The organism is Bacillus sp. JJ1764, assembly GCF_036962145.1.
In the GTDB taxonomy this organism is placed as follows: Bacteria; Bacillota; Bacilli; order Bacillales; family Cytobacillaceae; genus Neobacillus.
Genome location: NZ_JBALNY010000090.1, coordinates 1 through 8,346, shown reverse-complemented (window position 1 = coordinate 8,346; position 8,346 = coordinate 1). Strand labels below are relative to the sequence as shown.

The window sequence follows — 8,346 nt, the reverse complement described above, 5'->3', positions numbered from 1 at the left end:
ATTTCTCCGTTCCATACTTCTTATCCAAAAACGAAATCTTAGTTCCAAAGGACAGCCCAATTAAGAGTGCAAAGGATTTAAAAGATAAGGTGATTGCCGTTCAAAATGGAACAACTGGTCAAGAGGCCGCTGCTGCCATTCTAGGTGAAAATAGCGATAAACTAAAAAAGTTTGAAAACAACAATCTAGCCATACTGGAATTAAAGAGTGGTGGGGCAGATGCCGTTGTCGCTGATAATACAGTTGTTGAAACTTATGTAAAAAATAATCCAAGCGACAATTTTGTCGTTATTGAAGATGACTCCGCCTTTGAAAAAGAATTCTATGGATTGCTGTTTGCTAAAAATAACAAGCTAAAAGCTGAGTTTGACAAAGCGATTAACAAGGTTATTGATAGTGGGGAGTATGCGAAAATTTATAAGAAATGGTTTAAAATCGAGCCAGATACAAAAGTCTTAAAAGACCAACAATAGATTGATAGAGTTGCGTAACTTCATATTTTGCAGTTACGCAATTTTCATTACAAAGGTGGGACAAGTTTGGGGGGTTGATAGATGGATATTAGATGGGATCTTTTAGCAGAATATGCTCCGTTTTTTCTAAAAGGAACGCTGCTAACGATTGGACTTTCAATCGCAAGTATAATATTAGGGACGATTTTGGGACTGTTTATAGGTTTAGGGAAAATGATGCAAAATAAATGGCTCGCCTTACCATTTGTTTGGTATATTAACTTTTTTCGCGGTACGCCGTTAATGGTGCAAATCCTGCTCATTCACTTTGCTGTTATTCCACTGTTTTTAGGTACAACCAATGCGATTGTTGCCTCCATCACAGCTTTATCATTGAATTCAGCAGCTTACGTTGCGGAAATTTTCCGAGGTGGGATTCAATCCATTGACAAAGGACAAATGGAAGCCGCCCGTTCATTAGGGATGACTCATGTACAAGCTATGAAAAATGTCATTTTGCCTCAGGCATTTAAACGGATGATTCCACCGCTTGGCAATGAATTCGTCGTGTTAATCAAGGACTCCTCTCTAGCAGCCTTAATTGCTGCCCCAGAAATTATGTATTGGGGTCGGGCGATGCAAGGACAATATTACAGACCATGGGAGCCGTACATAACTGCAGCAGCTATTTATCTTGTACTGACGCTTTCCCTAAGCTTCTTGCTATCACGTCTTGAGAGGAGACTGGCAACAGAATGATTACGGTGAAAAATCTTAAAAAGACCTTTGGCACAAATGAAGTGTTGAAGGATATTAATGTAACGGTTAAACCACAGGAAGTTGTGGTAGTAATTGGCCCCTCAGGATCCGGGAAATCTACTTTTCTTCGTTGTATCAATTTGCTTGAAACGATTACGGGTGGTCATATCCTAATTGAAGGAATCGATATTACTGATAAAAAGACGGACATTAATAAAATCAGAACCGAAGTGGGGATGGTGTTCCAACAATTTAATCTGTTTCCACATAAATCCGTTATCGAGAATATCATGCTTGCTCCAGTGAAAGTTAGGAAAGTTTCATCGGAACAAGCCAGAGAAAAAGGGCTGGAACTACTTCGCAAAGTAGGTTTGGAAGATAAAGCAAATGCTTACCCTGATTCTTTATCAGGCGGACAAAAGCAGCGGGTCGCTATAGCAAGAGCACTTGCGATGGAACCGAAGATTATGCTGTTTGATGAGCCTACCTCGGCTTTGGACCCGGAAATGGTCGGAGAAGTACTGGAAGTAATGAAGCGATTGGCAAAGGAAGGTATGACCATGATCGTTGTAACCCATGAAATGGGCTTTGCCAAAGAAGTCGGAGACCGCGTTATTTTCATGGATGGCGGTGTGATTGTCGAAGAAAATGCCCCAGAGGAACTGTTCAATCACCCAAAAGAAGAACGGACACAGGCATTTTTAAGTAAAGTACTTTAAATATATTTTATTAAAAGGAGGCTTACAGGCCTCCTTTTGTCTTTAAATTGAAATCTAATTGTCATCTAAAGAAAAAACTCCTTTGCTAAAATCGGTGAAATGGAGACTTAAATTCATGACATTCGTCGAATAGTATAAGGAATAATTATGCCTCTTTTCCATATGAATGACATAGAGTGTTTAATTGGAGGGGAAAGAAATGGTTTTAGAGGAGCAATTAAAAAACAAGACCTATTATACAATGTTCATTAATGAACATGACTCAGTACATCCGATCCAGGCCCTCGGAGAAGCTTTCTTGGAAGAAGCTCAAAAAGATTTACCGGATTTATCAAATATACGCTTTGCTCAAGGAGAAGTATATTTTCATCATAAAGATTATGAAGCGGCGATTTATAAATGGGAGAACATTCAAAACGAACTGGGGTCTTGGGCCAAGAAAAATATCGCAGATGCCTATTATGAACTAGGAATCCTGCCGAATGCAGAAGATCTCTATACGGCTATTAAAACAACAGATTCGACATTAACAACAGAAGTGGCCCTAAAGCTATTTTCTTTATATATCGAACGTGACAAAATGGAAGCGGCTGTCTCAGTTATCAAAAAAACCATTGCAGACAACCCGGATTATCCCAATGTAACGGACATTGCCCGAGCATTTTTCGAAGAGCGATTGGATTGGGGCAATGCAGTTGAGCTTGCTGTAAATGAAGCGAAACGAACAGAAAATATCAAATGGTTTGACATCCTTCATTCCTATGTTGACAAAGGAATGACCAACAGTTTTGCACCAAGCTATTTTTCCCATGCACTATTTATATTGTTTCATTCAGATAAACATAGGTTTGAAAGTCTTGTCGCCTCTATATGGAATAGTTATCAAGAGGATGCTTCCTTCACGTGGATGAAGGAAATAAATCACCTATTATTAAATCTGGACTTGGAGCGAACTCAAAACTGGGTCATTCTATCAGATTTACATAGAGAGACTTTTAATCAACTAATTAATGGAGACTATTTCATTAAGGACCTGCAGGAATATATTCCTGACTTACTCACAAACTGGCTGCGTTTGGCAGACTCAAAAAATCAGGCCATGTCTTCGGCAGCTGTTCTAACCTGGGATGAATTATTTCCTAACACCATTAGTAGTACCATTGTAAAAGAAGCTGAAAATCTGATTCGTATAGCGAAAGCGGATCTGAATGAATTTGAGGAATCTCTTACATTACTTCATTCTATTAATCAATGGGCACGGGCAAATGAGATGGAAGAAGACGAACGTGTATCGTGGCTCGTTGATCAGTTGTTTGATTTTGATACGCAGCACCTGCTAGTGGTGGGAATGGGAGGAAGCGGAAAATCTACGTTTATTAATACGATCCTTGGAGAACCCTTACAGGATAGTCCAACACCATCTACTGTCATGTTTAGACATAGTGAGGAATTGGATATTAAAGAGATTACCGTTGAAGAGAGAATGAAGTTGGCAGGATTTTCTGAGTTTCAGGAAAGAATGGATCGATTAAGAAACGCACAAGAATCGATCATCGAATATCGATTGCCTAGTCAGCTATTACAGGAACAAGCTTTCGCACTAATTGATACACCGGCATTAAAAGGAAATGATGAAGACCGGTATGGGGTGCTTAAAACTCTGCAGGTGGCGGATGTCATTCTTTTTGTTCTTGATGCGAATGCTCCTTTAACTGCGAAGGAGCGTACCATTTTAACGCAAATTCAACAATTGGCCCCAGATATCCCGATTCATTTTGTTCTTAGTAAAATGGATACAATTCCAAATGAGCAGGATGCCATTCGGATATTAGATGAGATTAGTTTAGAGCTTCATGCTGAATTTTCTGATTCAAAGGTATTTGCTTTTTCCTCCCAATACGATCGCAGCCAACAGTTGTCAGATTTGAAGATTTTCATCGAATCTATTAAAATGACTAGACATCTTAAGGATAAGCGGTTGGCTAAGGTATTGTATTTTATTCGGGCGACCATTGCCAGCCTGCTCCAAAAACGAATCGATTTGGAAAATCGCTTAGTGGAAGCTGTCCGATGGAATGAAGATATGTATTTGAAATTAAATGGCTCAGTCAATCAACTGGATGACACTATTACCCAAAAGATTAAGGAGGTATCCAGTGCCTTTTTTGCCGTAAAAGAACCAATTAAGCAGGAAATTAATGAATCGGTACCCAATATTTTGCGGGAATGCGGGTCATTAATAAAAGAGGAAAGTGATTTTGGTACCATTCTTAATGAGGTTAATCAGGAGATGAACCTGAGACTTCAGGCCTTTTTAGAGCAGCTCCTGCCGAAATATTATTCTTCTCTGCAGGAATGGATTAAAACGTGTGAGGAGGGGTTTGTGCTAAGTCAGCAATATTTAGATGAGTTAAGTGATGGATTTAACCGTATGTATGGAGAAGAACGGTTGAAACTAAATTGTGATTTTAAAGTAGTGGAGGATTGGCATCGTGATACCGATCGGATGACAAGCCGCTTCCAGCTCGACCCTCTTAATATTGTTCTGAAACGAACCCCATCCCAATTTTTATTAAAAAGTGCAGGGAAATTGTTTGGGGCGTTTTCTCAAAATAAGACAGTGGTTTACAACAAGTATAAAGCCTTTATTGAAAATGAAGATTATTCCGAAATAGCAGCAGTAGTCAGCAAACAATTTTTCCAAGCATTTGAGCTATTTGAAAAATCGTTTGAGCGCGATGTGAATCTATTCTTTAAGAACTCGATGAATGTCTTAACTTCAACTGTAGAAGCAACACGATCCGAGATAGAAACAAATAATGATATTTTGGAAAAAATGAATGAGAAGCCAGAACTGTTCCGCGACCCATTAACCCTATTCGAATTGCGCCTTCGTCAATTTGAGTGGATGACGGTGGCCGGTAATGGGATACAGACTGTTTATTAGCTATGATGGAAGCTGCCCGTTTTTTGGTGGGCAGCTTCTATTTTTTTTAATATCCCTTCCGATAATCCACCACATTAACCTTGGGGCCTTCCCCGACAAGATAATGTTTTAAATTTGGAATTAATATATCCTCGACGACCCGCTTATTATAGTGCTCCGTGGATCCGGAGGTGTGAGGAGTAATAATCACATTTTCCATCTCCCATAAAGGACTATCCTCGTCAAGGGGCTCTTTTTCAAAAACATCAAGCCCAGCACCGGCGATGACGCCATCCTGCAATGCCTTAATCAATTCTTTCTCAACCACGATCTCACCGCGGCCAATGTTGATAAAAAAGGCTGAATCTTTCATTATGTTAAATTGTTCCCTTCCAAATAAGTGATAGGTTTCCTTTGTAAGCGGCAAGGTAACAACAACATAATCACATTTCGGTAAAAGAAGCGATAATTGATCCGTGGTATACATTTCGTCCACAAATTCAGACGGCTGTCCTGAGTGTCTGACACCAACGACTTTCATTCCAAATGCTTTCGCAATTTTAGCTGTTTCCTTTCCGATGGTACCAACACCAATAATACCGATGGTCTTCTCGTGGATTTCCTGCTTCATATGGGCATGATGCCATGTTTTGGCCTGTTGATTTTTTACGTATGTATGAATTTTTCGTGTTAACCCCAGTACCAAGGCAAAGATGGTTTCTGAGATAGGGTAGGCGTGGACACCATTTGCACTTGTTAATATAATTTCTTTCTTCTCAAGTTCCTCCAGCGGCAACGAATTGACGCCGGCACTCCATGTTTGGAGCCATTTTAGTTTCGAATCGGGAGCAAGACAATATTCTTCTAAGCCTTTTTTCCAACCGGCAATAATTTCTGCCCCTGAGATGTGCTCCTGCCCGCTATTTTTGCCGGCAATCACTTCCCAATCAGGGATGACTTTTTTCACCTTCTCAAGTAAAGGGACTTCAAGATTATGGGTTATAACTAACTTACGACGCTGCATCCATCCAACCTCCGTTTAAGAGTAATCTCATTTTCATCATAACATTTTAAAGAAACATTCAACTGTCCAAAAATAAATCATTATTAAAAAATACTGTCCAAAATATAGACATTTAACGTGATGTGCCAACTGACTTGAAAGGGATCTTCCACTGGCATATTACTTGCAAAATATAATTGTAGGAATATGAGAGGGGAGAATGAATTATGCAGATTCAATATACCAAGGCAATCGTAACAGGAGGAGCTTCCGGGTTGGGAGAAGCTACCGTAAGAAATATCATTAAAAAAGGTGGAAGGGCGGTTATTTTCGATCAGTCTGCAGAACGCGGCCTGCAGCTTCAAACGGAATTAGGAGAGGCGGTCTTATTTTTACAAACAGATGTAACGGAAGAAGCGGCTATTCAAAAAGCCGTACAAAAAGCAGTTGAGTTTTTAGGAGAAGTCAACACAGTTGTTAATTGTGCCGGAATTGGAATAGCCGAAAAAGTACTTGGACGTAAAGGTGTCCATGATCTTTCCTTATTTTCGAGGGTAATCAATATTAATCTAATCGGAAGTTTTAATGTAATCAGATTTGCTGCCGAAGCCATGGCCAAGAATGATGCTAACGAACAAAATGAAAGAGGAGTCATTATAAACACGGCTTCAGTGGCCGCATTCGAAGGTCAGATCGGCCAAGCAGCCTATAGTGCCTCCAAAGGTGGGATTGTTGGAATGACACTGCCGATTGCAAGGGAACTATCCCGTTACGGCATCCGCGTGATGACCATTGCTCCAGGGCTCTTTCATACACCAATGTTTGATACCCTGTCAGAGGAAGCAAGGGATGCCTTGGGAAAAATGGTTCCGTTCCCGCCAAGGCTTGGATTCCCAAATGAATATGCTCAGCTTGTCCAAAGTATCATCGAAAACCCTATGCTGAATGGAGAAACAATCCGGCTTGATGGAGCCATCCGGATGCAGCCGAAATAATAATTGTTTTTTGAATTGGAATGATAAAATGGTATGGTCATTTTCATATCAGAGAAGAGGGAAACCATGAAACTCACTGGAAATACCATCCTCATCACAGGCGGAGCATCCGGTATAGGATTTGCTTTTGCCGAGCGATTTGTTAAGGCAGGAAATAAGGTGATTGTTTGTGGAAGAAGGGAAGCTAAGCTCCAAGAAGCTCAGGAAATGCTTCCGGGAATTATAACGCGAACATGTGATGTAACAAGCGAGGAGGATCGAATTGCTTTATTCGATTGGGTTACTGACGTTTATCCTGAAGTGAACGTACTCGTCAATAACGCAGGAATACAGCAGCGTTACCATGTATTAAAATCAGAGGCAAAAGATAAATGGAGCTACTATAACCAGGAAATCACCTCCAATATTGAGGCACCTTTCCATCTGACTATGCTATTTTCACCGTTTTTCGCGAAGAAGAAAGATGCGGCAATCATCAATGTCACATCTGGTTTAGCCTATACTCCAATGGCAATCGCTCCGATTTACTCGGCAACAAAGGCGGCGCTTCATTCCTTCACTATGAGCTTGAGGGAACAACTTGAAAATACATCTATTGAGGTAATTGAGGTGGCTCCACCAGCTGTCAATACCGACTTGGGTGGTGTTGGTCTCCATACCTTTGGGGCTGATGTGAATGCTTTCACTGACTCCATTTTTCAAGGATTAACTGAAGGGAAAGTAGAGATTGGTTATGGCAGGTCAGAGGAGGCCATGCGAATGTCTCCTGAAGAAGTGAAAAATACGGTGAAAACTATGTATTCTGGCATGAAAAATATAATTGAATAAGGGAAAAGGGGCTGCTCTTAATGAACAGCCCTGTTTCATTAGTCATGTTCAGAAAATCCCGATTTAGGAGGGTTCACATATTTCCCATTCATTTTTACCCCAACCCCTTGGTCATAAACCATCTTTCCTCCAAAATAGCCAACCGAAAGGATTGCAGCAGAGGAAGCGAAAGAAAATAGTAAATAGATAGCCAAAATCGTTTTGATCATTTCCTTCTTTTTAAAAATAAAGTAGGCGCGAAATGCCACAACAAGAAAAGTAAGAATCGTTGCTACATCCGCAAGCTGTTCATGGTATTCAAAAACATTGGTATTCCCTCTGGCATCATGCTCTGGACCAGTACCTACTGCAATCCAAGCAGTGGTAAAGGCAACAGCCCACAGCCAAAATCCTTGCTTTGGTGATATTCGTTTATTTTTAAAAAGTAAAAAAAAGTCATAACATGTTGCAATAATAATCAGGGCAATTGGAAAATGGACCGCTATCGGATGTATATGCGAAAATACCTCTTTAAACATTCTTTTTCCTCCTTTTGGTAATAGTATCATTCATCTAAAGTGTACAACTTAATACTGAAAAATAAATGAAAAATATCTAAAACTTCCATATCAGTAATAATTATTTTTTAAAAAATTCAAAAAATTATTTATTTTTGATACAATAT

Annotated in this window: 8 protein-coding genes; 6 read left to right on the top strand and 2 right to left on the bottom strand. The window is 39.9% G+C overall.

Annotated features, from left to right (window positions below; genetic code table 11):
- The 4 genes from V7083_RS13695 to V7083_RS13680 form a co-directional block, all read left to right on the top strand.
- On the top strand, nt 1-473 hold a 473-nt coding region (locus tag V7083_RS13695), incomplete at its 5' end, for a transporter substrate-binding domain-containing protein (protein WP_335478637.1).
- Nucleotides 474-554: 81 nt separating this feature from the next.
- On the top strand, nt 555-1,211 hold the full coding sequence (locus tag V7083_RS13690; RefSeq protein WP_335478635.1) for an amino acid ABC transporter permease: 657 nt from the start codon (nt 555-557) through the stop codon (nt 1,209-1,211).
- Nucleotides 1,208-1,930, top strand: a complete 723-nt coding sequence (locus V7083_RS13685) for an amino acid ABC transporter ATP-binding protein (protein WP_335478632.1) — start codon at nt 1,208-1,210, stop codon at nt 1,928-1,930. The genes V7083_RS13690 and V7083_RS13685 overlap by 4 nt, the downstream gene beginning before the upstream one ends.
- A gap of 199 nt (nt 1,931-2,129) precedes the next feature.
- Nucleotides 2,130-4,877 carry a dynamin family protein gene (locus V7083_RS13680; RefSeq protein ID WP_335478629.1) on the top strand — a complete coding sequence of 916 codons (2,748 nt, stop codon included), beginning with the start codon at nt 2,130-2,132 and terminating at the stop codon, nt 4,875-4,877.
- 46 nt (nt 4,878-4,923) lie between these two features.
- On the opposite strand, the gene V7083_RS13675 is transcribed toward V7083_RS13680, so the two are convergent.
- Nucleotides 4,924-5,880, bottom strand: a complete 957-nt coding sequence (locus V7083_RS13675; RefSeq protein WP_335478626.1) for a D-2-hydroxyacid dehydrogenase — start codon at nt 5,878-5,880, stop codon at nt 4,924-4,926.
- 206 nt (nt 5,881-6,086) lie between these two features.
- Between V7083_RS13675 and V7083_RS13670 the strand changes: the two genes are divergently transcribed.
- Together V7083_RS13670 and V7083_RS13665 are read left to right on the top strand one after the other, a co-directional pair.
- The gene (locus V7083_RS13670; protein WP_335478624.1) at nt 6,087-6,854 is read left to right on the top strand and encodes a 3-hydroxyacyl-CoA dehydrogenase; all 768 of its coding nucleotides are present in this window, start codon (nt 6,087-6,089) and stop codon (nt 6,852-6,854) included.
- Between the two features lie 66 nt (nt 6,855-6,920).
- Nucleotides 6,921-7,682 (top strand): SDR family oxidoreductase, encoded by a 762-nt coding sequence (locus V7083_RS13665; protein WP_335478622.1) that lies wholly within the window; start codon nt 6,921-6,923, stop codon nt 7,680-7,682.
- Nucleotides 7,683-7,720: 38 nt separating this feature from the next.
- Here V7083_RS13665 and V7083_RS13660 read toward each other — a convergent pair whose 3' ends face one another.
- Nucleotides 7,721-8,200 carry a DUF2231 domain-containing protein gene (locus V7083_RS13660; RefSeq protein ID WP_335478620.1) on the bottom strand — a complete coding sequence of 160 codons (480 nt, stop codon included), beginning with the start codon at nt 8,198-8,200 and terminating at the stop codon, nt 7,721-7,723.
- Nucleotides 8,201-8,346: the final 146 nt, after the last annotated feature.

What these genes read in the sequence shown, in the direction of transcription:
- V7083_RS13690 (WP_335478635.1), top strand. Translation starts at nt 555, where the DNA reads ATGGATATTAGATGGGATCTTTTAGCAGAATATGCTCCGTTTTTTCTA.
- V7083_RS13685 (WP_335478632.1), top strand. Translation starts at nt 1,208, where the DNA reads ATGATTACGGTGAAAAATCTTAAAAAGACCTTTGGCACAAATGAAGTG.
- V7083_RS13680 (WP_335478629.1), top strand. Translation starts at nt 2,130, where the DNA reads ATGGTTTTAGAGGAGCAATTAAAAAACAAGACCTATTATACAATGTTC.
- V7083_RS13675 (WP_335478626.1), bottom strand. Translation starts at nt 5,880, where the DNA reads ATGCAGCGTCGTAAGTTAGTTATAACCCATAATCTTGAAGTCCCTTTA.
- V7083_RS13670 (WP_335478624.1), top strand. Translation starts at nt 6,087, where the DNA reads ATGCAGATTCAATATACCAAGGCAATCGTAACAGGAGGAGCTTCCGGG.
- V7083_RS13665 (WP_335478622.1), top strand. Translation starts at nt 6,921, where the DNA reads ATGAAACTCACTGGAAATACCATCCTCATCACAGGCGGAGCATCCGGT.
- V7083_RS13660 (WP_335478620.1), bottom strand. Translation starts at nt 8,200, where the DNA reads ATGTTTAAAGAGGTATTTTCGCATATACATCCGATAGCGGTCCATTTT.